Annotated in this window: 23 protein-coding genes, 1 tRNA gene, 1 other RNA gene and 2 pseudogenes; 13 read left to right on the plus strand and 14 right to left on the minus strand. The window is 70.7% G+C overall.

Translation table 11 applies throughout. The annotated features are described in order from the left end of the window. Positions 1-80: 80 nt before the first annotated feature. The 4 genes from FRANCCI3_RS01260 to FRANCCI3_RS23875 form a co-directional block, all read right to left on the minus strand. On the minus strand, positions 81-1,007 hold the full coding sequence (locus FRANCCI3_RS01260) for a TauD/TfdA dioxygenase family protein (RefSeq protein WP_011434720.1): 927 nt from the start codon (positions 1,005-1,007) through the stop codon (positions 81-83). A gap of 310 nt (positions 1,008-1,317) precedes the next feature. After that, positions 1,318-2,718 carry an ROK family transcriptional regulator gene (locus FRANCCI3_RS01265; protein WP_011434721.1) on the minus strand — a complete coding sequence of 467 codons (1,401 nt, stop codon included), beginning with the start codon at positions 2,716-2,718 and terminating at the stop codon, positions 1,318-1,320. A gap of 470 nt (positions 2,719-3,188) precedes the next feature. Next, positions 3,189-4,412 carry a M56 family metallopeptidase gene (locus FRANCCI3_RS01270; RefSeq protein WP_011434722.1) on the minus strand — a complete coding sequence of 408 codons (1,224 nt, stop codon included), beginning with the start codon at positions 4,410-4,412 and terminating at the stop codon, positions 3,189-3,191. A gap of 13 nt (positions 4,413-4,425) precedes the next feature. Then, the gene (locus FRANCCI3_RS23875) at positions 4,426-4,983 is read right to left on the minus strand and encodes a BlaI/MecI/CopY family transcriptional regulator (protein WP_011434723.1); all 558 of its coding nucleotides are present in this window, start codon (positions 4,981-4,983) and stop codon (positions 4,426-4,428) included. A 596-nt stretch (positions 4,984-5,579) separates the two neighbouring features. Here FRANCCI3_RS23875 and FRANCCI3_RS01280 point away from each other — a divergent pair. From FRANCCI3_RS01280 to FRANCCI3_RS01300, 5 genes are all read left to right on the plus strand, one after another. After that, a complete protein-coding gene (locus tag FRANCCI3_RS01280; protein WP_011434724.1) occupies positions 5,580-7,247 on the plus strand; it encodes a cytochrome ubiquinol oxidase subunit I in 1,668 nt (555 codons plus the stop codon). After that, the gene (locus FRANCCI3_RS01285; RefSeq protein WP_011434725.1) at positions 7,247-8,239 is read left to right on the plus strand and encodes a cytochrome d ubiquinol oxidase subunit II; all 993 of its coding nucleotides are present in this window, start codon (positions 7,247-7,249) and stop codon (positions 8,237-8,239) included. The genes FRANCCI3_RS01280 and FRANCCI3_RS01285 overlap by 1 nt, the downstream gene beginning before the upstream one ends. A 124-nt stretch (positions 8,240-8,363) precedes the next feature. Beyond that, on the plus strand, positions 8,364-9,164 hold the full coding sequence (locus tag FRANCCI3_RS01290; RefSeq protein ID WP_232234979.1) for a CPBP family intramembrane glutamic endopeptidase: 801 nt from the start codon (positions 8,364-8,366) through the stop codon (positions 9,162-9,164). A 186-nt stretch (positions 9,165-9,350) separates the two neighbouring features. Continuing rightward, positions 9,351-10,919: a CYTH and CHAD domain-containing protein gene (locus FRANCCI3_RS01295; protein WP_011434727.1), complete on the plus strand. Its 1,569-nt coding sequence runs from the start codon at positions 9,351-9,353 to the stop codon at positions 10,917-10,919. Positions 10,920-11,325: 406 nt separating this feature from the next. Continuing rightward, positions 11,326-11,529, plus strand: coding sequence for a cold-shock protein (locus tag FRANCCI3_RS01300; protein ID WP_009740954.1), 204 nt, complete (start codon positions 11,326-11,328; stop codon positions 11,527-11,529). Between the two features lie 209 nt (positions 11,530-11,738). Here the strand turns inward: FRANCCI3_RS01300 and FRANCCI3_RS01305 are convergent, their stop codons facing one another. Next, positions 11,739-12,818, minus strand: a complete 1,080-nt coding sequence (locus FRANCCI3_RS01305; protein ID WP_011434728.1) for an aspartate-semialdehyde dehydrogenase — start codon at positions 12,816-12,818, stop codon at positions 11,739-11,741. Positions 12,819-12,945: 127 nt separating this feature from the next. Continuing rightward, complete coding sequence (locus FRANCCI3_RS01310; RefSeq protein WP_011434729.1) at positions 12,946-14,214, minus strand: aspartate kinase; 1,269 nt, start codon at positions 14,212-14,214, stop codon at positions 12,946-12,948. Between the two features lie 299 nt (positions 14,215-14,513). On the opposite strand from FRANCCI3_RS01310, the gene FRANCCI3_RS01315 reads away from it, so the two are divergent. Beyond that, positions 14,514-15,098, plus strand: a complete 585-nt coding sequence (locus FRANCCI3_RS01315) for a TerD family protein (protein ID WP_011434730.1) — start codon at positions 14,514-14,516, stop codon at positions 15,096-15,098. Positions 15,099-15,111: 13 nt separating this feature from the next. Then, the gene (locus FRANCCI3_RS01320; RefSeq protein WP_011434731.1) at positions 15,112-16,110 is read left to right on the plus strand and encodes a zinc-dependent alcohol dehydrogenase family protein; all 999 of its coding nucleotides are present in this window, start codon (positions 15,112-15,114) and stop codon (positions 16,108-16,110) included. 145 nt (positions 16,111-16,255) lie between these two features. Here the strand turns inward: FRANCCI3_RS01320 and FRANCCI3_RS01325 are convergent, their stop codons facing one another. After that, on the minus strand, positions 16,256-16,708 hold the full coding sequence (locus FRANCCI3_RS01325; RefSeq protein WP_011434732.1) for a hypothetical protein: 453 nt from the start codon (positions 16,706-16,708) through the stop codon (positions 16,256-16,258). 606 nt (positions 16,709-17,314) lie between these two features. On the opposite strand from FRANCCI3_RS01325, the gene FRANCCI3_RS01330 reads away from it, so the two are divergent. After that, entirely contained in the window at positions 17,315-17,923 is a 609-nt protein-coding gene (locus FRANCCI3_RS01330; protein ID WP_023840124.1) for a hypothetical protein, read from the plus strand. A 107-nt stretch (positions 17,924-18,030) separates the two neighbouring features. On the opposite strand, the gene recR is transcribed toward FRANCCI3_RS01330, so the two are convergent. The 4 genes from recR to ffs form a co-directional block, all read right to left on the minus strand. Beyond that, a complete protein-coding gene (gene recR / locus FRANCCI3_RS01335) occupies positions 18,031-18,630 on the minus strand; it encodes a recombination mediator RecR (protein ID WP_011434735.1) in 600 nt (199 codons plus the stop codon). Between the two features lie 15 nt (positions 18,631-18,645). Continuing rightward, positions 18,646-19,122: a YbaB/EbfC family nucleoid-associated protein gene (locus tag FRANCCI3_RS01340; protein ID WP_011434736.1), complete on the minus strand. Its 477-nt coding sequence runs from the start codon at positions 19,120-19,122 to the stop codon at positions 18,646-18,648. 58 nt (positions 19,123-19,180) lie between these two features. Next, a complete protein-coding gene (locus FRANCCI3_RS01345; RefSeq protein WP_011434737.1) occupies positions 19,181-21,619 on the minus strand; it encodes a DNA polymerase III subunit gamma and tau in 2,439 nt (812 codons plus the stop codon). Between the two features lie 38 nt (positions 21,620-21,657). Continuing rightward, positions 21,658-21,754: signal recognition particle sRNA small type (gene ffs, locus FRANCCI3_RS23750), an RNA gene on the minus strand. Positions 21,755-21,860: 106 nt separating this feature from the next. On the opposite strand from ffs, the gene FRANCCI3_RS01350 reads away from it, so the two are divergent. Next, a tRNA-Ser gene (locus tag FRANCCI3_RS01350) sits at positions 21,861-21,945 on the plus strand. Positions 21,946-22,224: 279 nt separating this feature from the next. On the opposite strand, the pseudogene FRANCCI3_RS25490 reads toward FRANCCI3_RS01350, so the two are convergent. The 3 genes and pseudogenes from FRANCCI3_RS25490 to FRANCCI3_RS27235 form a co-directional block, all read right to left on the minus strand. Next, positions 22,225-22,458 (minus strand): annotated as a pseudogene (locus FRANCCI3_RS25490) (zinc ribbon domain-containing protein); the annotation flags it as partial. 1,050 nt (positions 22,459-23,508) lie between these two features. Continuing rightward, complete coding sequence (locus FRANCCI3_RS27230) at positions 23,509-24,054, minus strand: hypothetical protein (protein WP_023840119.1); 546 nt, start codon at positions 24,052-24,054, stop codon at positions 23,509-23,511. 19 nt (positions 24,055-24,073) lie between these two features. Further along, positions 24,074-24,310, minus strand: a complete 237-nt coding sequence (locus FRANCCI3_RS27235; protein ID WP_023840118.1) for a hypothetical protein — start codon at positions 24,308-24,310, stop codon at positions 24,074-24,076. 61 nt (positions 24,311-24,371) lie between these two features. Between FRANCCI3_RS27235 and FRANCCI3_RS01365 the strand changes: the two genes are divergently transcribed. The 4 genes and pseudogenes from FRANCCI3_RS01365 (at position 24,372) to FRANCCI3_RS27240 (ending at position 26,981) form a co-directional block, all read left to right on the plus strand. Next, a complete protein-coding gene (locus tag FRANCCI3_RS01365; RefSeq protein ID WP_011434739.1) occupies positions 24,372-24,845 on the plus strand; it encodes a hypothetical protein in 474 nt (157 codons plus the stop codon). 31 nt (positions 24,846-24,876) lie between these two features. Then, positions 24,877-25,110, plus strand: a pseudogene (locus FRANCCI3_RS27675) (radical SAM protein); the annotation flags it as partial. 154 nt (positions 25,111-25,264) lie between these two features. Then, positions 25,265-25,849, plus strand: a complete 585-nt coding sequence (locus tag FRANCCI3_RS25805; RefSeq protein WP_011434740.1) for a glycosyltransferase — start codon at positions 25,265-25,267, stop codon at positions 25,847-25,849. 85 nt (positions 25,850-25,934) lie between these two features. Beyond that, positions 25,935-26,981, plus strand: a complete 1,047-nt coding sequence (locus FRANCCI3_RS27240) for a hypothetical protein (RefSeq protein ID WP_011434741.1) — start codon at positions 25,935-25,937, stop codon at positions 26,979-26,981. The last annotated feature ends 6 nt before the right edge of the window (positions 26,982-26,987 follow it).

Raw genomic sequence — 26,987 nt, forward strand, 5'->3', positions numbered from 1 at the left:
GAGGGACTTGGCCCTCGCGGCTGTCAGCGGATTGCCGGCTCCGGTATTCGTGGTGTCCGCGGATATCGGCGGACAGCGGATCAGGAGCCGAGGAACGGTTCCCCGGCGACCAGTTCGGATTCCTTGCCGTCGACGCCGACCGGAATGTCGCCCTCGATGGTCACCCGGTACAGCACCCGGTCGAAGTCGAGGTGGCCCAGGTCCGACGGGCCGAGGTGGGAGGTCGCGCGGTTGTCCCAGAAGGCGATGTCACCGGGGTTCCACTTGAACCGCACCGTGAACTCGGGCCGGGAGATCTGCTCGTAGAACAGGTCGAGGATCCGGCGGCTCTGTTTCGGCGAGAAACCGATGATCTCGCTGTCCTTGGAGGTGAAGCTCGGGCTGACGAACAGCGCCCGCTCGCCGGTCTCCGGATGGACGCGCACCACCGGGTGGATCGCGACCAGCGGGTTTGCGGCGACCTTCCGCCCGTACTCGCTCTCGCTGGGGAAGTTTCCGAAGCTATGCCGGGCGCGCAGGCCGTTGGCCAGGTCCCGAAGCTGCTCGGGCAGCTCCTGGTAGGCGGCGACCAGGTTGGTCCACGCAGTGTCGCCGCCGTATGGCGGGACGATGCCGGCCCGCAGGATCGACGCGGCGGGCGGGTTCACCAGCGCGGTGACGTCGGTGTGCCAGCCATTGTCGTAGGTGACCTTCTTCTTCGTTCCGAAGAACCTGGCGTACCGCCGGCTGTCGATCGGCAGGATCTCCGGGAAGCCCGCCGGCGGCGCGTCCTCGTGCGGGTGGGCCGGGGTCAGCTTGCCGAAGCGTCGGCCGAAGGCGACCTGCTGGGCGTGGTCGATGTTCTGGCCGGGGAAGAAGACAACCTTCCACTGGTGCAGCGTGGAGCGGATCTCGGCGATGGTCGCGTCGTCCAGGTCCTCGCGCAGGTCCACTCCGTGAATCTCGGCCCCGATATAGCCGGAAAGCGGGCGGACGTCGAGTCCCAGAAGAGGGGTCGTGGTTGTCATCCTGTGTTCCTCCAGAGGTTGGGAAAAGATGCGAAGACGGCGGGGAGGGCAGCCGGAATTCCGGGTGACGGACCGGTGGGACGCGTTCTCGGGGAGTGCCGGGAACGCCTGCGCTATCGTGATCGGCACTATTGCGATCGACTACGGATTCTGTCGCGACGGACAGCGGAACGTGACGCCGGGCGGCAACATCGGCGACAACGAGCGCTGGCTGCGGGAAATCTTCCCGTACCGCCGTTCCTGGAGTCGCTCACCGGTCAATCTTCGGTCTCGCCCTTCCGGGCCGTCAACGTTTTGTGTTCTGGTGGAATTAATACCTCCGGCGGGCGGCTGCGGCGACTGTCGGTGTCCGTGATGGTGTCCGTGATGGTGTCCGCGACGGCATCGGGGCGGGCAGCGGGACGGGCAGACTGTGCGGGCGGCGGTGGACCGCGTCGAGGACGGTCGCTCCCGCCGCGACGGCCAGCACGTTCATGCCGAAGCTGCTCGGCAGCACCATCCGCTCGGGATCGGTGCACACACGTGAGTGCGCGGCGATCTCCTCGTGCAGGTCGACCAACAGATCCGGCAGGCAGAGCGCGGCGGCCTCGGTGAGAACGACGATTTCCGGGTCCATCATGTCCACGAGCAGGCTGATCATCCGACCCACCAGCCGGAGCCTGGCGCGCAACAGCGACAGCGCGCGCGGGTCGCCGGCGAGCCCGGCGTGCAGCAGCACCTGCAGGTCCGGACGGGAGATGATCCCGTCCTGGGTCGCCCGCAGCAGCATGGTCCGTTCCGACAGCGCCGCCTGCGCGCAGCCCGACCGGCCGCAGCGGCACGGGACGTCGCTGTCGGCGAGCCGCAGGTGAGCGATGCCGCCCGCAGCGGAATGCGGTCCGATGTGCACCGATCCGTCGGTGGCGAACGCGGCGTCGACCACGTTGCCGACGAACAGCTGCAGCAGGCTGCGCCGGGCGCGCGGGTCGCCGAAGAGGATCTCCGCCTGGGCCAGGGCGCGGGCGTGCCCGTCGACGTGCACCGGCATGCCCATGGCCGCCGCCAGCACCTCCCGGACCGGCACGTCATGCCAGTCCAGGGGCTCGTGTTCGATCACCACGCCGAGGTCGGGGTCGACCCGGCCGCCGGTGACGACGCCGAGGCCGAGGACACGGTTGCCCTGGGCGCGCCGGGCGAGGAAGTCGGGCAGATGTCGGGCGATCATCCGAAGGACGTCCGCCGGGCCCCCCTCCCGCGGCAACTGCTCCCGCGTCACCACCTGTCCACGCAGGTCGACAAGGCTGAAGGTGACGAACGGGACGGCGATGTGCACCCCGCAGGCCAGATGAAGGTCGGTGTCCACGTCCAGGGGCACGTGCGGCCGCCCGGCCCGGGGAGCCAGCGAGGAGGCGGGAAGCTCTCGGAGCAGACCCAGGGAGATCAGCCCGGCTGTCTGCCGGGAGACCGCCGCCGGGCTGAGCCCTGTTGCCCTCCCGATGGCGGTGCGGGCGACCGGACCGTGGTCGAGGACCGCCCGCAGGATCGCCGCCGCGGAGCCCGCGGGGCCGCCCGGGGCACCGTAACCACTGGGGGCGCCGGAGCCGCCGGAGCCGCCTGGGCTGCCTGGGCTGCCTGGGCCGCCGGCAGTGGTTCTCCCGGCTCCAAGCCTGGAGACGACCCCCGCCGCGGCCCGCGGCCTTCCCTGCGCCGGCAGCGTTTCCCGCGCCGACATCTTGTCGCGTACTGGCGCCTTGTCGCGTACGGGCACGGAGAACCTCCTCGCGATGCGACCACGCGGCCGACGGGGCCTCTCGTCGCCGCGCACGCGCAAGGCGTGCAAACACAGGGCAGGTGGAACGCACGGAAAAGTCAGGACCGGGGGCCCGGCTGACCACAGGGACGGTGGACCGGAGGGAGGGGCCCACCCTTCGCTGACATCAGGTCGGCGGCCGTTGGCCGGCTCGGGTACGAGGCGGCAGGTGCCGTCACCGGGCGCCGGGGGCTTACGGTGACGGATGCCAGTCGGCGGAACGGGGCCTGATGATCAGCGGGATCGATGGTAAGGGTGACAGAGCGCGCTCGCGACGCGATGAAAGTCAATGTGTGCACGGCAGACCAGAAGCGGGCGCCGGCTCATGACGCTGACAGTAGATATCATTCCGCCGCTTGTCAATAAAAAAAGTAGAGATTATCGCCTTCCACTCAGCCGACTAGGAGAATAAGCGGGGGCGCGGCGAGCACGATGATCGCCCCGAAGTAGGCGCACGGCGGCATCCACCATGGCACTTCCGGCGGGTCGAGGAGCCGGGTGATCCGCGAGATGACCGGATTGGCCGTGCCGCGCCGGGGGCCGCCGCCGACCGGTCGTGTCTGGCCGGGCGCCGCATCGCCGGGGTCTGGCCCGCCGGCGTCTGGGTTGCCCGGGCCGGGCGGGCCGGAATCGCGGACGCCGACCGCCGTAGGCTCGTGGGAGCCGAGTGCGGGCAGCACAGCGGCCGGAGAATCGATGATCCCCAGCGCCCCGGCGGGGACCGGTGCCCTTGCCCCGCCCAGCCGGGCCAAGGCCCGCGCGAGCGATCGGCGGCTTGTCTGCCGGGCCGCCGCGTCGTCGGCGAGCATCTCGACGAGGAGCGAGACGGCCGCGGTCGCCTCCCTGGCCGGGTCCAGGAACGGGAAGGTCCGCTCCCACGCGACGAACGGCTGGATGACGAGGTCGTGACGACCGGCGACGTGGGCCGCCTCGTGGGCGAGCACGGCGTCCAGTTCGGTGGCGTCGAGGGTGTTCAGTAGCCCGCGGGAGACCACAACCCGGGCGTGCCGCACCCCCGGCACGCAGTAGGCGACCGCGACGGGATGATCGAGGATACGCAGTAGAATGCCGGCCCGGTCCCGGTGTTCGCACAGGCAGCAGCCGGTTGCGCCCCCGCCGTCGGCGGTTGTGCCAGGGTCGGTGGCCGCACCAGAGTCCGCGGCTGTGCCGGAATGATGGGACGCATGGCCGGGCGGGACGCAGGTCTCATGCCGGCGATGCCGACGGCCAGCCAGATCGACCAGGTCGCGGTGTCGGTGACGCTCGCGAAGGGTGGCGGCGCTGGAGGTGCCGAGCACCCCGAACAGCCGGGAGGCCAAGGCCGCCGCCACAGCGAGGCCGATGAGGTTGATCAGGCCCAGGCCCGTCAGCGGCGCGCCGGCCGCGATGTTGTCGAGATGGTCGACGATGGCGGTCGGGGTGTCGCCGGACAGCGGTGAGACGGTGAACGCGATCGCCGCGAGTAGCGCCGACACTCCGCCGGCCAGACCGACCGCCTGCCAGAGCACGATCGCCGCCCGTGGACATCGGTAGGGCCAGCGCGCGGCGGCCAGCAGGCGTGGGACCGGCCAGGCCAACACGCCCGCGAACAGGGCGAGAAGTGCCGCGGTCGTCATGTCCCGGCTAACGCTACCGGTGGTCGGGCGGAATCTGGGCCGTTCGATCCGGGTCGGTGGCTACCGTGACGATCTGCTCCGGGTCGTCGCGGGGCGGGTCTCCGATCGCCGGACCGCGCCGGGCCTCGGCGTGCCGGACCTCCGTGTGCGGATCCTCGGCCTGCGGATCCTCGGCGCGCGGGGCCTCGGCGCCAGGCACGAAGATGCCGGGTGCCCCGGAACCGACGGGTTCCAGGGCACGGCGAAGGATCTCGGCCTCCTCCGCGGACACCGACCCCACGAAGCGGACCAGGGCGGAACCACGATCGTCCGCCGTGCCGAGCGCCTCCATCATCGCCTCGGCCACGACGGCCTCGCGACTGTCGCTGGCCGCGTAGCGATGCGCGCGCGCCGAACGCTGACGCCGCACGAATCCCTTCCGTTCCAACCGTTCGAGCACGGTCAGCACGGTGGTGTACGCGAGATCGCGTTCATGCTGGAGACGGCCGGCGACCTCGCGGGCGGTCAGCCAGTCGTCGCTCGCCCACAACACGTCCATGACCGACCGTTCGAGGTCACCCAGGCGCGCCATGGTGCCAATCCTACGTGGCGTAGAACATTCGTGGAACCGAACGGGGTGCTTCGTTGAGGCCTGTTGCGTCACAGCCACGCGGCAACGGTGCCGGCCGTCGGGGAGGAACCGGGGAGGAACCGGCCTTCCAGCCCCCGATCTGCCTCCCGGCTCCCGATCGGCGCCCGGCTCCGGACCAGTGCGAACCCGCCGGCTGACTGATCCGCCGCCGTTCACGCGGCCCGAATTCCTTTACAAGGAAACATCTTCATGACTTAGGGGACTATCTATCCGCCGAACGGGCTATCCGCCGAACGGGCTATCCATCGAACGGGCTATCCATCGAACGGGCTATCCGCCGAACGGGCTATCCATCAAACAGGATGACGGCCGCAATGGAGGTATCTTTCGGTCCCGCCCCGTGCCGTCGACCGTGGCGCACGTCTCGACAGCGCCGTCGGTAGTGCCGTCGGTCTTGACCATGTCATCGAGCTCACTGCGCTTTGCTCGTCGCCAGGAGAATTGGCTACATACCGTAGAAACCTCTATGCCTCGTAGAGGATCGGTTGGCTCTCGGCCGATTTTTCCCCTCGCGGCCCACCGAAGGAGCTGTGCGCATGGTTCTCGCCGCTGATGCCGTCGACCTTGCCCGCGCCCAGACAGCGTTCTCCCTCGCGTTTCACATCTGTTTCGCCGTGTTCGGGGTCGGCATGCCGTGGCTGCTGATCTACACCGAGGGGCGTTGGGTGCGGACCGGTGACGAGACCTGGCTGGCGCTCACGAAGAAGTGGTCGCGGGCATTCGCCGTGCTGTTCGCGGTCGGGGCCGTCTCGGGAACGGTGCTCTCGTTCGAGTTCGGCCTGCTCTGGCCCGCGTTCATGTCGAAGTACGGCAGTGCGCTCGGACTGTCGTTCTCCCTGGAGGGCTTCGCGTTCTTCACCGAGGCGATCTTTGTCGGGATGTACCTGTACGGCTGGAAGCGCTTGTCGCCGCGCGCGCACTGGCTCACGCTATGGCCGATCGCGATCTCCGGCACCCTGTCGACGTTGTTCATCATCACGGTGAACGCCTGGATGAACGTGCCACGGGGGATCACCGAGGTGAACGGCAAGGTCGTCGCCGCCGAGCCGTTCGCGCCCTTTCTGAGCCCGGGGACTCCGCCCCAGGTGGTCCACATGCTGCTGGCCGCGCTGATGTGCACCGGCGGGGCCGTCTCCAGCATTTACGCGGTCGGCATGCTGCGCGGTCGCCGGGACGCCTACCACCAGCGCGGGCTGCGGATCGGCCTGGCGGTGGTGCTGGTCTGTGCGCCGCTTCAGCTGATCGTGGGGGACTGGGCGGCCCGGATCGCCGGGGCCAACCAGCCGTTCAAGCTGGCCGCGATGGAAGGGCTTTACCACACCAGGTCGCACGCGCCGCTGACCCTCGGCGGGTTCTACGACGACAAGAGCGGCGAGGTCCGCTACGGGCTGGAGATCCCCGGTCTGCTCTCGCTGATGGAGGGATTCAGTACAGATCACGTGATCACCGGTCTGGACGCCGCGCCGCCGGACGAGCGCCCGAACGGCCTGCTGGTGCACGGGTCGTTCGCGACGATGGTCGGGTTCGGTTCCGCGCTGATCGGACTGTCCGCTCTGACTGGTGCCGCCGTCGTCCGCCGGCGCCGTCGCGGCGAGAAGACGCTGCTGCCCACCGGACGGCCGTGGCTGTTCGCCGCGGCGGCCACGGGACCGGCGTCCGCGCTGTCGATGATGGCCGGCTGGGAGGTCACCGAGGGTAGTCGTCAACCGTGGATCGTGGGCGGTCACATGCGGGTTCACGACGCGGTGACGGGCGCCGACGGGGTCGCGCCGATGTTCGCCGGCTCCCTGGTCTTGTACCTGGGGCTCGCGGGTGCGCTGATCCTCATCCTGCGCCGGATGGCCACCGGCGGCCCGGCCGTCGCGGAGATCCGGTCCGGGCGGCCCGCCGCGGGCGTCCACCGCACGGCCGTCCACGGCGCGGGGCAGGCGAGCCCGGCCAGGCCCGGACGGACAACCGATTCCGATTCGCCATCCATCCCGAAGCCGCGACCCGAACCGGCGGCGGTTGAACCGGCGGCGGTTGAACCGGCGGTTGAACCGCCGGTCGAACTGCCGGTCGAACTGCCGGTCGAACCGCCGGTGGCCGGCAGGCGGCGCACCGGCGGCGGTCCCGAGGGATCCCGCGGTTCGGCGCACCCGGGTGAGACAACGGGAACGGGATCCGACGGCACCACCGGTTTCGGCGGGCGGGGAGAAGACTGATGACCAGCGCTGACCTCCTTCTGATCATCATGGTGGTAGGGCTCACCGCCTACGCGCTGCTCGGTGGCGCGGACTTTGGTGGCGGGGTGTGGGACCTACTGGCACGCGGACGGCACGCCGGCGACCAGCGGAAACTGATCTCGGCGTCACTCGGCCCGGTGTGGGAGGCCAACCATGTCTGGCTGATCTTCATCGTGGTGGCGATGTTCAGCGGGTTTCCCGAGGCCTACGGGGTGATCGGCTCCTCTCTGGAGGTGCCGCTGTCCGTGGCCCTCGTCGGCATCGTGCTGCGTGGCGCCGCGTACGTGTACCGGTCCTACGGGGCGGGTGGGGCCGGTCCCGACCACTGGTGGGGGCACGTCTTCGCGGTCTCCTCGACGATCGCCCCGTTCGCGCTCGGGGTGGCCGGTGCGGCTCTGGCCAGCGGTGATCTGTCGACCGACGACCCGTTCGCGCCGGTGCGCAGCCCGTTCGGGCTCGTCTGCGGGGCCTTCGCGGTCGCCGCGACGGCCTTCCTCGCCGCCGTCTACCTCTGCCGGGACGCCGCCTCTTCCCCGGCCACCGCGCACCTGGTGGCCGACTTCCGCCGGCGGGCCATCGGCGGCGCCGTGCTCTGCGGTGCACTCGCCGCGATCCTGCTGCCCCTGCTGTGGGCGGACGCCCCGCAGGTCGCCGGCCGGTTCAGGGACCGCTCGCTTCCCCTGGTAGCCCTGTCCACCCTCGGCGGGATCGGCGCCCTCGTCGCGCTCTGGCGCGAGCAGTTCGGTGCCGCCCGCATCGCGGCCGGTCTCGCCGTCGGCGCGATGCTCTGGGGCTGGGCGGTGGCCCAGTACCCGGACCTGGTGGTCGGGCAGGCCACGGTGGACACGGCCGCGGCGCCGACGACGAACATCCGGGCCATGCTGTTCGCCATCGCCGGCGGTCTGGTGGTGCTTGTGCCGTCCCTGATGATGCTGTTCCGGCTGTTCTCCCGGCCGGAACCGGCGGAGTGATCGGGCCGGTGCAGTGATCGGGCCGGTGCAGTGATCGGGCTGGTGCAGTGATCGGGCTGGTGCAGTGATCGGGCCGGTGCAGTGATCGGGCCGGCCCGCCGCGGCGGTGGGCTACGGTCATCGCGTGACCTCTGCCCCCGCTCAGGCGCCGGTCATCGCGGGTGAGTCGCTCACCCGCCGGCAGCTCGTCGTCGAGGTCTGGCTCGTGCTCGGGGTCTCCTTCGCCACCTCGGCGCTGTTCGCGGTCATCCGCTACGTCGGGGTGCTGACCCGGCCGGGCCCCGTCCGTTCCCAGGTGGCCCGGCTGAACACCTCGGCGGCGCCGGGACGGCCTTGGCTCGACCTTGCGCTCCAACTCGCCGACCTGGTCACCGGGCTGGTGCCAGCGCTGCTCGCCGTATACCTGCTGACGAGGCACGGAGGCGGACCGCGGGCGATCGGCCTGGACGGTCGGCACACCGGTCGCGACGCCGGCCGGGGAGCGGCGATCGCGGCCGGGGTCGGCGGGCTCGGCCTGGGCCTCTACCTGCTGGCGTGGCACAGCGGGGCGAACCTCACCGTCGCGCCCTCGGGCCTGCCGGACGTGTGGTGGCGTGTACCGGTCCTGGTCCTCAGCGCGGCGCAGAACGGCCTCGCCGAGGAGGTCATCGTCACCGGGTACCTGCTGGTGCGGCTGCGTGAACTTGGTGTCGCGGCCAACCGGGCGCTGGCGGCCAGCGCCCTGCTCCGCGGTTCCTATCACCTCTACCAGGGGCTCGGTGGGTTCACCGGTAACCTCGCGATGGGCCTGCTGTTCGGCCGGATGTTCCAGCGGACCGGCCGGGTGCTGCCGCTCGTCATCGCCCACGCACTCATCGACACCGTCGCGTTCGTCGGATACGTAGCGTTGGTCGGAAAGATCTCCTGGATCCCGGCGCCGCGCTAAGGTTACGGGTGGGGAAATAGAGATCGTCTGATGGGCATACGATGCGTATCTCAACGGTGTATCGCGGAGGCGGTGGATCGTTCGAGGACGTCAACGTCGGCGGGTTCGGGGCGCCGGAAGGCCATGGGGCGCCGGAAGGCATAGCCGTCGAGTGCCTGCCGCGGTACGGCTGGTCGGGGAGGACCGATGGTCAACGGAATCCGCGAGATCGAGCGCAAGTTCTCGGTCGAACCGACCTTTGTGCTCCCGAAGTTGGGGGAGGTTGCGGGCGTCGCCACCGCGCGCACCCGCAAGACCGTCAGCCTGGAGGCCGTCTACTACGACAGCGACGATCTCCGATTGGCCCGTAACAAGATCACGATACGGCGTCGGACCGGTGGGGCGGACGCCGGATGGCACCTCAAGCTGCCCGTCCGGGTGGGGGAGCGGGACGAGCTCCAGCTCCCGCTCGACGCGGGCGTGGGCGTGGGCGTGGGGGCGGAGGGCCCGCGGTACAGCCCTCCCGCGGAGTTCGTCGATCTGGTGTCGGTCCATCTGCGCGGCGCCGAGCCGCGGCCGGTCGCCAGGCTGCGGACACTGCGGACAGCGCGCCGACTGCGGGACACGGTCGGAGTCGACCTGGCCGAGGTCGTCGATGACCAGGTCTCCGCGCAGACCCTGGGGGAGACGACGGTACTGAGCAGCTGGCGGGAGATCGAGGTCGAACTCGTCAACGGCGGGCCCGAGGTGCTCGACGAGGTCGCCGGTCTGCTCACGGCCGCGGGCGCCACCCCGGCGGCGGACTCCTCGAAGCTCGCGCGGGTCCTGGGTGAGGCGCTGGCCGCCGGCCCCGGGCCGGACGTTCCTTCGCCGCCGCGCAAGCCACGACGCGGGACGCCGGCGGGCGAGGTGGTACGGGCCTACCTGATCGAACAGGCACGTGCCCTGCTCGCGGCCGATCCGCGGGTGCGGCTCGACGAGCCCGAGGCGGTCCACAAGATGCGCGTCGCCTGCCGTCGGGCCCGCAGCACCCTGCGGACGTTCGCGCCGCTGTTCCCGCCCGAGAGAGCGCTCTTCCTGGACGGCGAGCTGCGGGACCTCGCCGGCGCGCTCTCCGGCGCCCGCGACGCCGAGGTCCAGGCCGCCTATTTCGAGACCCGCCTGGCGGAGCTGCCCACCGAGCTGGTCGCGGGGCCCGTGCGCAAGACGGTCACCGCGCACCTCGGCGCCGGCACGGCCAACGGCCGGGCGGAGGCGTTGGCCATGTTGCGCAGTGACCGGTACTTCGCGCTCGTCTCCAACCTGCTCACCCTACTGCGGGGCCCGCTCACCCCCGCGGCGGCCCGTCCGGCCGGCAAGGCCCTCCCCGATCTGCTGCTCGGCGCCGACCGGAAGCTGGCGAAGAAGGTCCGTGCCGCGAGCGCCCTGAAGGCCGGCTCGGAACGGGACGAACTGCTGCATTCCGCCCGCAAGCAGGCCAAGCGGTTACGGTACGCGGCGGAAGCCGTCGCACCGCTGTACGGGAATGACGCGGCGCGGCTGGTCGAGCAGGCCCAGATCGCGCAGGAGCTGCTCGGAACCCATCAGGACGCCACCATCGCGCGCAGGCTGCTGGGGGACTGGGGGACGGCAGCGCAGGCCCAGGGCGCCCCCACCGCGTTTACTCTGGGTGTCCTGCTGGGCCTGGAGGAGTGCCGGGCACGCATGGCGGAACGAGACTTCTTCGATGCGTGGCCCGCGATCTCGGCAGCCCGGCACCGTCGCTGGATCCGCTGACCTGAGGCCGTGCCGGGTGGGCTCTGCCGTGGTCTGACCGATTACCTCCTCCGCGTCACCCATTCGTGCGCCACATCCGGGCCATCGGGCGCACGACCATCCGCCACGGGTCGGCGCGCTCGGGAAATCCCTGTCAGCTCGACGGATTGCGGGACGGGACGGGTGGAGCTGCCGGCGGCCGGACCTGCTGCGTTGTTCTGTGACCGGGGTATGAAGTGGACTTCCTTGCCCGGAGGACTCCCGCGAAGGCCTCCGTCCGTGTAGCGTCGTCCCTGGCCGGAGTTCGGCGGTTCGCGTCTCAACCGAGGCGCGGCGGAACAACGTCAGGGGCTCTTGCAGCTTCCTGATGTTCGGCCCGGGGCCCGCGCGGTGCGGGTCCTGACTGCACCAGCAGGGAGAACGGCACGTGGCTCAGGGCACGGTGAAGTGGTTCAACTCGGAGAAGGGCTTCGGCTTCATCTCCGTGGACGGCGGCGGTTCCGACGTCTTCGTTCACTACAGCGCGATTCAGATGGACGGTTACAAGGCACTTGAGGAGGGCCAGCGGGTCGAGTTCCAGGTGACCCAGGGTCAGAAGGGTCCGCAGGCCGACGCCGTCCGCGTCGTCTGAGCCACGAGAGACTTCAACGGTCAGCCCGCCCAAGGGTCCTCCTGGGGCGGGCTGACCGCTTCTCGACTTCTCGATCAGTTCGATATCCGACAGTTCGGTGGAAGGTATGTTTTTTCCGGCTGATCTCGATCGTTTTCTCGGGCCGGAAAGCGCGGGGCGTTCATCGGTTCCCGGATGGCGTGGTTCGCGGCCAAAAGCTTAACGCCTGATTAAAGGTACAGCCAATCCTGCACGAGAAGTTCGGCGATCTGCAGGGTGTTCAACGCGGCGCCCTTGCGCAGGTTGTCCCCGCAGAGGAACAGCGCGACCTCGTGCGGGTCGTCCGGCGACTGCCGGATTCGGCCGACCCAGGTCGGGTCCGTTCCGACGACGTCGGCCGGGGTCGGGAACTCGCCGGCTGACGGATCGTCGACGACGGCGACGCCGGGAGCGTTCAGCAGCACCGTGCGCGCCTCGTCCGCGGTCACCGGCCGGGTGAAGCGGGCGTGCACCGCGACCGCGTGCGTGGTGATGACCGGCACCCGCACACAGGTAGCCGACACCCGCAGATCCGGGATACCCAGGATCTTGCGGGACTCGTTGCGGACCTTGAACTCTTCCGAGGACCAGCCGCCGTCCTTCAGTGAACCGGCCCAGGGCACGACGTTGAGCGCCAGCGGCGCCGGGAAGGGGCCGAGGCCGTCCTCACCGATGGCCTTACGCACGTCACCGGCGGTCCGCCCCAGCTCGCGGGTGCCACCGACGACGGTGAGCTGGTCGTAGAGGGCGTCGATGCCGGCCTGCCCGGCGCCGCTCGCGGCCTGGTAGGAGGCCGCGAACATCGACTCCAGCCCAAACGCCCGGTGCAGAGCGCCGACCGCAACGATCATCGACAGGGTGGTGCAGTTCGGGTTCGCGATGATGCCCCGCGGCCGCGTGGGGATCTGGTCGGCGTTCACCTCCGGCACGACCAGCGGCACGTCGGCGTCCATCCGGAACGCGCCGGAGTTGTCGACCGCGACCGCGCCGTGGGCCGCCGCTACCGGTGCCCACCGGGCGGAGACCTCGTCGGGAACGTCGAACACGGCCACGTCCACGCCGTCGAAGACCTCCGGTGCCAGGGCCTGGACGACGACGTCCGCGCCGCGCACCCGTACCGTCCGTCCCGCGGATCGGGCCGAGGCGATCGGCCGGATCTCTCCCCAGATGCCGGGGCGTTCGTCGAGCAGCGACAGCATCACCGTGCCGACCGCGCCGGTCGCCCCCACCACTGCGAGCGTCGGTCGCCGGCCCGCCTCGTTGCTCGTCACGATCCATCCTCCTGATTCGCCACTGTGCCGCCGCGGCGTGTCCAGCTGCCGCGGCGTGTCCAGCTGCCGCGGCGTGTCCAGCTGCCGCGGTGTGCCGCCGTCTCGAGGACCCACGACGTCGCCAACGTCATCGTCCGGTTCCCGCGTACACGATCGCCCCGCCGTTCGGGTCACCCAGGTCGAAGGCGCCGTGCACGGCCCGCACGGCGAGCGGGAGGTCGGTGTCGCGCACCACTACTGAGATGCGAATCTCAGAGGTGGAGATGATCTCGACGTTGACCCCCGCGTCGGCGAGGGAGCCGAAGAACCGGGCGGACACCCCCGGGTGCGACTTCATCCCCGCGCCGATCAGCGACAGCTTGCCGATGTGGTCGTCGTAGAGGGTGCGCTCGAAGCCGATCTCGCTTTGGACCTTCGTGAGCGCGGTGAGCGCGGTACGTCCATCCGCCTTGGGCAGGGTGAACGAGATATCCGTCCGCCCCGACCCGGCGACCGAGCCGACCTGAACGATCATGTCCAGGTTGACGTCGGTGTCCGCCACGGCCCGGAACACCGCCGCCGCCACCCCGGGCTTGTCCGGGCATCCGACGACCGTCACCTTCGCCTCGCTGAGGTCGTGCGCGACCCCACGGATGATGGCCTGTTCCACGAGCTGTTCCTCCGGAATCTCGGTGACCCACGTGCCCGGCTTCGCAGAGAAGGACGATCGGACATGCACGGGGACGCTGTAACGGCGGGCGTACTCGACGCACCTCAGCATGAGGACCTTCGCGCCGCACGCCGCCATCTCCAGCATCTCCTCATAAGAGATCGTGTCGATGCGGCGGGCGTCGGGGACGATGCGCGGGTCGGCGGTGAACACGCCGTCTACATCGGTGTAGATCTCGCAGGCGTCCGCTCCCAGCGCGGCAGCGAGCGCCACCGCGGTCGTGTCCGAGCCGCCTCGACCGAGCGTGGTGATGTCCTTCGTGTCCTGGCTCACACCCTGGAAGCCCGCGACGATCGCGATGGCGCCGGAGTCCAGGGCGGCGCGGATCCGCCCGGGGGTAACGTCGATGATGCGCGCCTTGCCGTGCACCGAGTCGGTGATGACTCCGGCCTGGGAGCCGGTGAACGAGCGGGCTTCGGCGCCGAGGGTGGTGATCGCCATGGCCAGCAGCGCCATCGAGATTCGCTCACCGGCGGTGAGCAGCATGTCGAGCTCCCGGGCGGGCGGAAGCGGCGAGACCTGTTCGGCCAGATCGAGAAGTTCGTCGGTGGTGTCACCCATCGCGCTGACCACCACGACGACGTCGTTGCCGGCCCGCCGGTTCTCCACGATTCGCTCAGCGACTCGTTTGATGCGGTCCGCGTCGGCAACGGAGGACCCACCGAACTTCGCGACCAAGAGCGCCATGGCAGCCAGGTTACCGAGCGCGGCCGCTGACCGAGCGCGGCCGCCCGTCGCCCTTGCTCGGCGGCCTTGCCCGGATCTGGTCCGGTGTCCCTTTTCCGCCGCCGGGACGATGTCGCCCCGGCGACGGGGTGCTGGGCGTATTCCTTCCGGTGTGCCAGGGTGATGACATCCGCACGACCGGCTCACCCGTATGACCGACTCACCCGTACGACCGGCTCACCCGTATGACCGACTGCGACGCACGCGGTCCACGCGATGGTCCCCGACGCCGAGGACCAGCTCAGGAAGGACGATCCTCAATGGCAGTCAGCCTTGCCAAGGGCGGCAACGTCAGCCTCACGAAGCAGGCCGCCGAGGCCGGCACCCCCCAGCTCACCGCGTTGAACGTCGGGCTCGGATGGGACGCCCGCACGACCACCGGGACCGATTTCGACCTGGACGCCTCTGCCATCGGCGTCCGGGCGGACGGCAAGGTCCTCAACGACGGCTACTTCGTCTTCTTCAACAACCTCGCGTCCCCCGAGGGGGCGATCACGCTCACCGGTGACAACCTGACCGGACAGGGAGAGGGGGACGACGAGTCCGTTATCATCAACCTTGCACTGGTTCCAGTCGACATTGACCGGATTATCGTTCCGGTTTCCATCTACGACGCGGTGAACCGGAACCAGAACTTCGGCCAGGTGCGCAACGCCTACATCCGCGTGGTCGACCAGGGCGGAAACGAGCTGGTCCGCTACGATTTGTCCGAGGACTACTCCACCGAAACCGTCGTCATCTTCGGTGAGGTCTACCGCAACGGCGCCGACTGGAAGTTCCGCGCCGTCGGCCAGGGCCACAATGACCTTGGTGGTCTGGCTCGTGATCATGGCGTCAACATCTGAGCTACCCGAGCGGATGCGTGCCTGGCAAGTAGTCGCTCCCGGGCCGATGAGCACCCGCCCGCTGCGCCCGGCCGAGCTGCCCGTGCCCCGGCCAGGGCCGGGCCAGGTTCGGGTCCACGTCGACGCCTGCGGAGTCTGCCGTACCGATCTGCACCTCGCCGAGGGTGATCTCCCGCCGCACCGACCGCGCACCGTGCCCGGACATGAGGTCGTCGGACGGGTCGACGCGGTTGGCGAGGGGGTGAGCGGCGTGCGCACCGGGGACCGGCTGGGCATCGCCTGGCTGGCCTCGACCGACGGGACCTGCGGGTACTGTCGGCGCGGAGCGGAGAACCTCTGCCCGGCCTCGACCTACACCGGATGGGATGTCGACGGCGGATACGCCGAGTACGCCTGCGTGCGCGCCGACTATGCCTACCGGCTGCCCGACGGCTACAGCGATGCGGAGCTTGCCCCGCTGCTGTGCGCCGGCATCGTCGGCTACCGGGCGCTGCGCCGGGCGGAGCTGCCGCCCGGCGGGAGGCTCGGCATCTACGGGTTCGGCGCGTCCGCCCATCTCGCCGCCCAGGTGGCGATCGCACAGGGCGCCACCGTCCACGTGATGACGCGCTCGGCGCGGGCCCGCGAGCTTGCTCTGGAACTCGGCGCCGCCTCGGCGGGCGAGGCGTATGCCGCACCGCCCGAGCCGCTGGACGCGGCCGTGCTCTTCGCCCCGGTGGGTGACCTGGTGCCGGTGGCGCTCGCCGCGCTCGACCGTGGCGGCACGCTGTCCATCGCGGGCATCCACCTCAGCGACATCCCGCCGCTCGTTTACTCCGACCATCTGTTCCAGGAACGGTCCGTACGCAGCACGACCGCCAACACTCGCGCCGACGGTGAGGAGTTCCTGGCGATCGCCGCCGAGCACCGGCTCGCGGTGACCGTGTCGCCCTACCCGCTGTCCGCGGCCGACCGGGCCCTCGCCGACCTCGCCGCCGACCGGGTCACCGGCGCGGCCGTGCTGCTGCCCTGACCGTTTTGCCTGTCCTGTCGGTGCCGGGCCTTCCTGCCGATGCCGGCCCTTCCGGATCTGGTTCGTAGATCCGGAAGGGCCCGGGATCCGGAAGGGCCCGGAGGTTTGGCGACCTTGCCGGGGGATGCGCGCTGAGCTTCCGCGTTCAGTCGCCGCGGGTCGCGAGTCGGCGCAGGAGCAGGGTGCCCGCGGTGGTCAGTACGGCGGCCGTCGCAATCTCGCGCGGCAGGCGGTGTCGGGCCTCGTTCTGGATCGCTTCGTGGAAACGGTCGAACCGGCTCGGCCAGGGACTCACCCCGACGAAGTACCGGCCCACCTTGTCGGTGTCCGGTAGGCAGGCACCGGTCATGCCGGCGAGGACGGCGAGTCGGCGCCCGGCGGGGGCGGACGCCGTCAACAAGGCCATGGCCGCGAGTCCCGCCACGCCGTCCTTGCGTGCGATCGGCAACCATTCCGGCTCGGTGTTCGGACCCGTTCCCCAGTGGGGCAACGCGTCCATGACCAGGTGTGAGACGAAGCCGGCGGCGAGGGCGGACACCGGGTGCCGGATCGCCATGCCCACGAAAGCGCCCGCCCCGACATGTGAACTGATGATCATGCTTCAGGACCTCCTGGTGGCAGACGGACGGCAGAGCGTTCGCCGGGTACCCCCTACCCTGACGTCCCGATTGGAGGATGCGTACCGCGGGGTGATGGTGGGGCCTTTCGGTGGTCACCATCAGTGGTCGCCCGGTGGTCTCCGTGTTTGGGGGCGCGGGTACCACCGCTCCCGGGATCGGATCCGGGTGTCCGATGCTCGCGCGAAGGTGCGCGCGGACGCCGTCCCACCTTTCTCTGGATGCTCTTGCTGCCGCCCGTCTCGATGCGTTCGTCGATGCTCCGGCCGATTCCCACGCCGACGCGCGAGCCGACGAATTCGTCGAATGCCCGCGCAGATGCTCGGGCGAATGCGCATCATGGGTAGATCGGCGCGCCTCGTAGCATCTGGGCGCGTAGCGGAGCGACTCGGCGGCAATCCATGGATGAAGGGCTGCTGTAGCGTGAAGGAGATAACTCAGAGTGATCAATTTTGAGGTTTGGGTGGCGTTGGTGCGGGAAGCTACCGGGATGTCCTCCGGTGAGGATGGCGGTTCGCCGGGCGGTCCGGGGCACCGCGGCGGCGTGGGTCCGGGGCACCGCGGCGCTGGAGACCTGAGCGGTGTGGATGGATAGGCGCGTCCGTGATCTACGCATGTGCCACCTACCAGCCGTCTGCGACCTGGCCACGCCGGTGCCGTCGGGGGTGGTCGTCTCCGTCGCGTGGCGGCTGGAAGGGGCCGGGCGGATCATCGGCGGCATGGTGCCCCGCGGCCATCCGGGGGCTGGCCCGCAGGGTAAACGGGTCCTGCACGGTGAGGGGATCTGGGCGGCCGAGATGTATCCGCGGGACCGGGAGATCGCGGCGGAGGCCGACCTCGTCGAGCCGGGTTCGGCGGCCCGGCCGGTCCGGCTGGTGGTGCACGGCTCCGACCGGGACATCATCGGCTATCTGGATCAGCCCTGCCTGCCGGCCACCCGACTCGCCCGGCTCACGACCGGGCTGCGCCGGGACGCCCGTCAGGTCAGGGTCCGGGCGGCCGGGCGGGTCTGGTGGCTACGGGCGACGAACGTCTTCGGAGTACAGGTCGTCCGGGATCCCGAGGTACGGATCTACCGCACCAGAGGATTACACGCCGTGTTCAGTGCCGAGGCCGACCACCTTGACGTCAGCGTGGTCCTGCTGGCCCTGGCCTCGATTCCCAGCTCGGCTTATGCCCCCATCCTGGGGTTCTAGCGGCTGCAGCGGCCCCGGCGGACCCGGTGGCGGACCGGCGGACCCGGTGGCGGACCGGTGGAGCCGGGTGGCTTCGGGGTGGGACCGGGTGACAGCAGGCCGGGGTGTCAGGCGCTGACGACGCGGCGTCCCTCGAAGGCGCGTCCCAGGGTCACTTCGTCCGCCCATTCGAGGTCACCGCCCATGGGCAGGCCGCTGGCGAGGCGGGTGACCTTCAGGCCCATCGGAGCGATCTGCCGGGCCAGGTAGGATGCGGTGACCTCACCCTCGGTATTCGGATCGGTGGCGAGGATCAGTTCGGTCACCGTGCCGTCCGCCAGGCGGGCGACGAGTTCCCGGATGTGCAGGTCGTCGGGACCGACACCGCCGATGGGATTGATCGCGCCCCCGAGCACGTGGTACCGCCCCCGGAACTCGCGGGTGCGTTCGATCGCCACGACGTCCTTGGGTTCCTCGACCACACAGATCGAGCTCGGATCGCGGCGGGGATCGGAGCAGATCCGACACAGTTCCGACTGCGCCACGTTGAAGCAACTCCGACAGAACTGGACCTTCTCCTTGACCTCGGTCAGGGCGGTGGCCAGCCTGCGGACGTCCACGGGGTCGGCGGCCAGCAGATGAAACGCGATCCGCTGGGCACTTTTGGGACCGATGCCGGGCAGCCGCCCGAGCTCGTCGATCAGATCCTGGACGATGCCCTCGTACACCGGTGCCGCCGGTTGTCAGCCGAGCCCGGGAAGGCCCGGGCCACCCGGAGGGGGGCCTCCGAGGCCGCCACCGGACAGCAGGCCACCGAGTCCACCGAGTCCACCGAGTCCACCGAGTCCGTCGGCGCCACCCGGACCTGCCGGGCCGCCCGCGCCGAGGCCACCGGTGATCGCGTCCATCCGGTCGGCGGCGAGCTTGTGGGCATTCGTGGTCGCGTCACGGACCGCCGCGAGGATCAGATCCGCGAGCGTCTCAGTGTCCTCGGGGTCGACCGCCTCGGGGCTGATCGTCAGATCGACCAGTTCCCCGCCGCCGTTGACGGTGGCGCGGACCAGGCCGCCGCCGGCCGTCCCGTCCACCCGGGCGGTGGCGAGGTCCTCCTGGGTGGCGAGGATCGCGGCCTGCATCTTCTGCGCCTGTTCGAAGAGCTGCCCCAGCGCCCCGCCCCCGGCGGAGGCCCCACTCCCGGCGCGGTTCTGTGGGTTAGACATGTCGATGAGCCTACGTCTCCTTCAACCGGACGAGATCTGTTCCTTCAGCCGGACGAGATCAGCCGGACGAGATCTGTTCGATGATCGTGGCACCCAGTCCGCTCCGTAGCAGGGACACGGCGGCCTCCTCGCCCCCGCGGGCCCCGCCGGGACCGGACGGGACGGCCTCGTCGTCGAGGGACGGCTCGTCCTCGCGCCGCGGACCCGGCTCGTCCCCGGCGGGAGGTGCGCTGGCAGCGGCGGCGACCCCGTTCGCCGGTCCGGGCGACGAGCCGTCCCGGCCCGTGGCGGACCAGGGCCTGTCGCCCTCGGGGCCGGGGCCGCCCTCGGGGCCGGGGCCCGGGCCGGTGGAACCGTGCCCGGCGCCGTGGGAGTCGCCGTGTTCGCGGGGGTCGCCGTGTTCGCGGGGGTCGCCGTGTTCGCGGGGGTCGCCGTAGCCGTCCGGGCCGCGGCCGGGGTCTGTCGTGCCGCCTTCGGTTCCGTCGGTGGAGCCGCCGTAGCCGTTCCCGGTGTCGGGGGACAACCCCGCCGGTCCGCGCATCTGGCCGGGCATGGCTCGGGGGGATCCCGGCGAGACGGCGCGGTTCTCGGCGCCGACGGGCGGATCCAGCCGCGGGCCCCAGGAGGGGCCGGAGGATTGTCCTGCCGGGCCGGCGGCCCGTGCCGGCGCCGGTGCTGGTGCCGGTGAGCGGGATGCTCCCGCCTGGCCGGTGGGCCCGGGGGCTCCGCCCGAGCCGGCGAACCCCGAGGCCTTGGAGGGACCGGGCGGGCCGGAGTAGCCACCGCCGCCCGGACCGGGACCCGCTGCGGGCCGCCCGCTGCCGCGACCAGATCCGCCCGCGGGAGCGACGGTGACCCGCCAGGTCCCGCCGAGTCTCTCCGCCAGTACCGTACAGAACAGCTCGGCGTTGTTCCCCTGCCCGAACATCCGGCCCATCGTCGGGGTGGCGAAGGCCAGCACGACCTCGTCGCCCCGAACGTCGGCAACGGTCGCGTGATCCTTCAGGATCGCATGCGTCTTCCGGCTGTGGCGGCCGGCGAGCGCGAGAAGCTCGTCCCACAGCATCCGCAGGCCGGCGGCGTCGATCCGCCCGGTCCCGGGCGTGCCGGCCGTGCCCGGAACACCTGCCGGGCCCGAGGGGCGATCACCCGACGTGAACGCGGGACCCGGCGAACCAGGCTGGGGGCCCGCCGCCGGTCGAGACACCGGTCCGGTCCGAGCGGATGCCCGGACTGCCAGCGGCATGGGCTCCGGGTCCGCGGCGGGCGGGTGGACCGGCGCGGGAGCCCGGCCGACCGGCAGCGGGGCCGGGGGGCCCGGCTCCGGTTCTTCCCCGCCGAGCACGGCCCGCCGTTCCAGCCGCTCCAACCGGGTGAGCAGCGCGGCCGGGTCGGTCGACGCCGTGGGCAGCAACGCACGGGCCATGATCAGTTCCAGTATCAGCCGTGGGCTCGCCGTCCCCCGCATCTCGACCAGGCCGTTGTGCAGGACGTCCGCCGTCCGGGACAGCTCGGCGGGGCCCATCCGGGTGGTCTGCGCCCGCATCCGGTCGATCTGGTCGGGGGAGAAGGATTCCAGCAGGCCGCGGGCGTCCGCGTCCGGAACGGCCGCCATCACGATCAGGTCGCGGAACCGGTCGAGGAGATCGGTCGCGAACCGGCGCGGGTCGTGACCGGCGGAGACGACCTTGTCGACCACGGTGAACAGGGCCGCGCCGTCGCGGTCGGCCAGCGCGTCGACGGTCTCGTCCAGCAAGACGCCGTCGGTCATGCCGAGCAGCGCCACCGCCCGGTCGTAGCGCAGGCCGTCGTCGTCCGCGCCGGCCAGCAGCTGGTCGAGAACGGACAGCGAGTCGCGAACCGATCCGGCGCCCGCCCGCACGATCAGCGGCAACACGGCTGGATCGACGACGACCCCCTCCCGGGCGCAGACCGACGCCAGATGTTCGCGCAGCACGCCCGGCGGAACCAGCCGGAAGGCATAGTGGTGCGTCCGGGACCGGATGGTCGGGATGACCTTGTCCGGTTCGGTGGTGGCGAAGACGAACTTGAGGTACGGCGGGGGCTCCTCGACGACCTTCAGCAGCGCGTTGAACGCCGCCGCGGTCACCATGTGCGCCTCGTCCACCACGAAGACCTTGAACCGGGCCGACGCAGGGGCGAAGAACGCCCGCTCGCGCAGGTCACGGGCGTCGTCAACGAGACCGTGCGACGCGGCGTCGATCTCCGTGACGTCCATCGAGGCGCCCGTCCGGATGCCCACGCACTCGTCGCACACCCCGCAGGGTTCAGGGGTCGGGCCCTGGACGCAGTTCAGCGAGGCGGCGAGGATCCGGGCGGAGGAGGTCTTGCCGCAGCCCCGGGGGCCGCTGAAGAGATAGGCGTGGTGCAGCCGACCGGTGCGCAGGGCCTTGCGCAGCGCGTCGGTCACGTGCTCCTGGCCGACGACCTGAGCGAACGTCGCGGGACGGTAGCGGTTGTACAACGCTGTGCTCACTGACCTGCTCCGCGTGCTCGACGAGACGATCGGCGAAACGAGAGGACCCCCCGCACACCCGCCAGAGCCCGCTTACCCTTGCTGCCTTCCGGCCCTGGGGGGGTTCACGAGGGTAACGCCGCACGAGGGGTCTGCTGTGCAGTCTAGCCCGTGATGGACGATCATGAATTCCGAGGTCTGCCGGGCGGCACGGCGGCAGGCCCGGCGCCCGGCCCCGCAACGATCAGATAGTCTCATCCACGGAGGATTCGCCTAGTGGCCTAGGGCGCACGCTTGGAAAGCGTGTTGGGGGCAACCCCTCGCGAGTTCGAATCTCGCATCCTCCGCCGTTTCGCTGTATTCCGGCAATTATGATCAAGGCTCCTGACCTGGGCGGATTCCGGGTCGGACACAGGGTCACCATCCTCCGATGATCGTTGTGAGAGTCCCGTGAGAGTCCGGCGTGTGCGGGGCACCGCGGTAGCCACCGCCTCGGCGGCCCGCTGGCCGGACGACCGCATCAGGTGGACGTAGAGGTTGCCGGTGATCGCGGTGGAGCTGTGCCCGTGCCGCTTGGACACCAGCGTGATGTCGACACCGTTGCATGTGAGCGTCCAATGGTGCTCTCATGCCGCCTTGCCTCTCGGCGAGGCGCCCCGAGTCTGATCGGCCGAAGCCGCGCTCGGTTCCCGCTTCTTAGCCACCTGCCCGCTTGCGCGGGTCTTACGGTCGTCTCCACGGGCGTTTACCGTCTCCGACGCACTGGCGGCGACGAGGTTGTGCAGGTTGATTGCGGCGTTGTGGTCGCGGTCGAGTACCAGTCCGCAGGACTGGCAGGTGAACGTGCGCTCGGACAGCGTCCGCAGGCGCGCCCCGCGCGGCGATCGCGGAGGGAGGCCGGTGGTCTCCAACGTCGACCGCGCTCGACCGGTACACCCGGCAGACCGACCTCCGCAGGAACCACCCGCTCCGCAACGTGGCGATCCGACCTGCCCCTGCACGACGTCCAGGACGCCGCCGGCCACGCCGACCCGCGCACCACTCAGCGGTACAACCGCGCCCGGCACCCCGCCTACGCCCTCGCTGGACACCGCGCCGGCTGACGGTCACCGCTGCCGTGACACTCTCTGAGCTCGCGGTGCTGGATATGCCCGTCCGTAGGCTCTGAGGAGGGCTTCCCGCTCCGCCGGAGTCGCGCCGCGAAGCACCACGATCAGCCCCAGCAGCCAGACACCGCGGTACAGCGCCTCGGGTACCGCGGTCATCAGAACGATCAGAAACACGGGGTTCCTCCCTTTAGCCAGACCACTCCCTTGTGGAGCGGACCGACCGAGGGCGACCCACATCCGTTCATATCGACGATCATCCGGCTACGGCAAATTATTGATCTTGAAACATCAAGATCTATGATCTTCTATTGATTGACCCGCTATGTGACTGAGATCACGCGATTGGGGGCCGGGGCTGCGGGTTCCGGGCCGGATTCCGGTTCGGGACGGAGCGGCGAATACGCCTTCCCGTCCGTGTCCATCGCAGCGAACACGTTGACCTTGTGACGGATCAGCCCGGCGCGGGCGTACAGGTCATCCATGGCTGTTGCCTTCCTGGAGGATCGCGATCAGGCGCGCTAGGTCATCGCGGGACATGTGCTTACGGAGAGCGGCAGCGACCGCGGTAGGCGAGGAGACGACGATCCGCGGGTGCCGCCAGCCCATTTCCCGCGCGGCGGCATTTGCGGACATCTGGCCACCGACGACCCTCGCGGCCAGATCTGCGGCCTCGGGATCCGTTACTGCATCTGCGCGTCGCACACCGACGCCGTGACGCTGCCCGCCCGCTATGGGCAGAACGGGCGCCGCCGCGGTCCCTATGGCCGCGGAGCACGCGGTAGGCATGCAGAAAGGCGCGGCTCAGACGTTCGTTCCGGACGTCAGTGCCGGGCGTTGCGCTGCCGCGACCGGTTCGCCGAGTTCCCGGACCGCCGGCATCGTTCCCCAGCGGGCATCCAGGGTGCGCCAGGTCTTCGCGGCTGGTCCGACGACCCACGAAGTCCGCTGGTCTCCGACCGCCTCCAACGCACTGCGCGTCGCAGCGGTGGCCCGTTCCGGGTCCGGTTCGGCCCGGTGCAGGTAGCTGCGGGCGAGGGCGTTGTAGGAGCCGCCGAGGTTCGCCGACCGGCCGCTTCCGAGGTAGGCGTCGACGGCGCGCTGCGCGAACTTCTCGGAGGCCGGGTCCCGCAGGGTGGCGAGGATCGCCGCTGTCTGAGCCACGGCCTGGCCTTCATCGATGCGGACCTCACCGGGCATGACGGGTCCGTTCCACAGGTGGTCCCACATGTCGTCTAGCGCGGCTCGCGCGGTCGACTCGTCGCCCCCGCGGGCGGCGGACCGCGATTCGCAGGCGGCCAGCATGGGCCGCGCGTAGGGGTGCGCGTCACGGCGCCGCTCCGCGGCCACGCTCCGCGCGCGATGCGGATCATTCCGGAAGTAGGCGAACGAGCTGTCCGACCGCGGCGACGCAGTCGGACAGGAGCCGGTCGCCGGCTTCCTGGGCGTGCTGACCGGCAAGATCGAGATAGGTGTCGGAATCCTCCTGCGCGCCGAGGTCGTTGGCGGTCAACGCGAGATAGATCGCGTACTGGCCGGCGCGGAGGTCCAACGTGGTCCGGGTCTTCCCTCGCACCCGGCGATCGAGCATCTGCTCGACGGCCATCCACTCCCGTTCGGCTTCGGCGGCGAGCTCGGCCGGCGGGGTGACGATGTAGGCGCGGGCGATGCGGTTGATGTTCGCCTCGATCTCCCGCAGCGTCGGGGGGCGATGGCGGCGGCGGCCGCGATCCGTCCGGAGATCTGGGCGGCAACGGCAGCGGCTCCGAGCAGGCCGACTGTTCGGCCAGGACGTCGAGCACCGCGAGGCCCTGAACCTCAGCGACGAGCAGGTGAAGATCCTCACCGAGGAGTGCACCCGCTACCAGGGCACCGCCGACACCAACGTCCGCCAGATGGCGCGGACCGTCGCGCTCGTCCACCACCTCCTGTACGGCGGCACGCTGCCCGCGACCGAGCAGATGGAGGAGATCGACCGCCAGCTCGTCCAGTGGGCGGCGCTCGCGCTCGAACTCGCCCGCGCCCAGGTCGCCGGCACCTACCACGGGATGAAGGCCCTCACCCCCGACCAGCTCACGCAGCGCGCCGCCCTCCACCAGGGCGGCGAGCTCCATCCCCCGCGAGCCCTCACCGCCCACTGATCCCCACCGCATCCACCCGCAAGGAGAACAAGTGACCACCACCCTTGCCCCACCGCCGATCGACCGGCTGTCGCTGGAGCTCACCGGCCGCTGCCAGCTTTCCTGTTCCCACTGCTACGCCGACTCGGGCCCGGCCGGCGGGCACGGGCCGATGACCGCGGCCGACTGGGCGGAGGTCATCGACGCTGCCGCCGAGCTCGGGGTCCGCCTGGTGTCGATGATCGGCGGTGAGCCGACGTTGCACCCGGCGCTGCCCGAGTTTGTCGGCCGGGCGCTCGACACCGGCATGACGGTGGAGATCTTCACCAATCTGGTCCGGATCCCGGATGGCCTCTGGCCGACACTGACGCGGCCTGGGGTACGGATGTCCACCAGCTACTACACCGCGGGGCGGCGCCGTCGAGGTGCACCGGGGGCGGATGTGGCGGGGCATGGCGGAGCAGCGCCAGTTCCTGCTCGACGCGTCCCGCGGCCGATATGTGCTCTACCTCGACGACGATGTGCTCTGCGAGCCGGCCCTCGTGGACCGGCTGCTCGCCGCCATCCGCATCCTGCGCTGCGGCTTCGTCGGCACCCCACCGCAGGGGCTGAGCCACGTCACGGACGTGCGGCCGCACGAGCAGAAACCCTTCGAGACCGTTACCGACGCCGCGGACGTCCGGCCGGAGCGGGTGCGCAAGGGCACTCCCGGCTGGGAACGCTGGCGGTTGCACAACGCGGCGAACCTCACCCACATCACCGCCGACCTCGCCCGTCGCGGCCGGCTGCCGGCGGGCGGCTGCCACGACCGCACTGAGGCTCCGCCGGTGCAAAAGTCACGGCTAGTGACCTGCGCCGGGTCGACCGGTGCCGCCGTGGGACGCCGTGGGCCGTGGCCCGCAGGCCGCGGGAGACCACGTTGTGCTGGGTGTTTCCGCTTCCGGCGGGCGGCCGCCCCGGCTAGCGTCCAGCGAGTGTGCAGTCGGACCGGCAGACGGGGCATGATCATGGAAGACGGGGCGTGACCATGGACGATGACCCGTTTCTCGACTGCCCACGGACGGATCATGGTCATGGGAGGCGGGCGACATCCCGAAGCGCAGGTGCGGCATGGGCGACGAGTCCGATCGACGGCGGTTCCTCCGGCTGGCGGCGGGGGCATCCCTGCCACCCGGGCTGTTCATGGTCCGGAGCGGGCGAGTGATCCCGAGAGTGATCGCGTCCGAGGACGTCCTGAACCACATCGACGTCCGCATCGAGCAGATCACCGGGGCGTACGAGCGGACTCCGATCGGCGCGACGAGCGTGTACCTACGCCGGCATCTGCCGGCCGTCCGCTCCCTGCTCGCCGAGGGCGGGCACCCGACCGCCGTCGACGCCCGCCTGCACCGCGCCGCCGGCCGCCTGGCCGCCCTGTGGGCCACCACCCGCCACGACCTCGGTGATATCCCCGGGGCGACGGCCGCGTTCGCCGAGGCGTTCGGCCACGCCGAGGAGGCGCGGGACCGGACACTTCAGTGCTGGGTTCGGCTGTGGCAGAGCTCCCTGGCCCGCAAGTCCGGCCGCCTGACCTCCGCCCTCGCGCTGGCCCGCGCCGCCACGTCCCACGTCGGTGCGGGCTCGCCGGCCGCCAGCCGCGCCGCGGCGATAGAGGCCCGTACCCTGGGCGCGCTCGGTGAACGGGCGGGCGTGCACGAAGCGATCAATCGTGCCTGGCGCATCCAGGGGACGCTGAGTCGCGCGCAGTCGGGTAACCCCGGGTTCTCGATCGACACCCTGCACATGCTGACGCTCGCCGAACTGTCCGCGGCAGCGTACGTCGAACTCGGCCAGCCGGACGCGGCATCGGTCTATACCGACGCCTCGGTGCACCATCTCGATGTCGCCGGGGCGACCGGCCTGCGGTCGATGGCGAGGATCGCCGCGGCTACAGCGGCCCTGTACCGCCACCACGTCGACGAGGCTGAAGCGCTCGTCACCGAGGCACTGGACATCTCCGAGCACCGGCCGAACGCCGTGATGGTCACGCGGACCCACCGGTTCCTCGCGGACGCCCGGCGGATCGCCGGGCGGCGCCAGGGCACGAACAACATCGCCGAACGCCTCGACACCTGGACGTTGCCGTCGTTGCCGTCGTTGCCGTCGTTGCCGAGGTAGCCGTCG

It is taken from the genome of Frankia casuarinae (assembly GCF_000013345.1).
GTDB classification, from domain to species: domain Bacteria; phylum Actinomycetota; class Actinomycetes; order Frankiales; family Frankiaceae; genus Frankia; species Frankia casuarinae.